We start from the raw sequence: 552 nt of genomic DNA on the forward strand, positions 1-552 counted from the left end.
TGTATTTTGACATTTCAATGCTACTGCTAGCCTTGTATCTAAATTCTGTTTCTTTTAAGTGAAGCAAGAAATTCTCTTTTTTGATTCCTTTAAATTTGCTTAATCTATGCTTTGCATAACCCCTTCTATTTATAGTTGCGAGTGAAACGAAGCAAAAACATTCTCAATGTCGTTTATGTGATTTCTACCTAGCACAAACTCATTTTTGCTATGTTTGACACGATAATGTGCCTTTATTCTTTCTGCTTGCAGTTGTAAGCAAAGCAAAAACACAGAAGTTTTTTTGCCAGCTACACGCCCTCTTTTGCCTCTTACTCTTTTAGCACCCAAAATCTATATTAAAAGGTTGCTTTCATCAACTTAAATTTCGCCTTGCATTTTAGAAGTTTTCTCACATTCTTTGGCGATTAAAATGCGGATTTGATTGATGATTTTATTGATACTTTGACGAGAAATGTTGCTTAATTTTGCAATTTTAGAAGCTTCAATATCTAAACTTCTTGCAAAAGCTACAAGTGTAAGCGAAGTAGAAACATATTTAAGAATCTTTTT

At 32.4% G+C, this 552-nt stretch carries 1 pseudogene; it reads right to left on the bottom strand.

Annotated elements, in window-relative coordinates:
* Nucleotides 1-552: pseudogene (locus ACWIX0_RS14100) on the bottom strand (hypothetical protein); the annotation flags it as partial.

The organism is Helicobacter sp. T3_23-1059 (assembly GCF_053654515.1).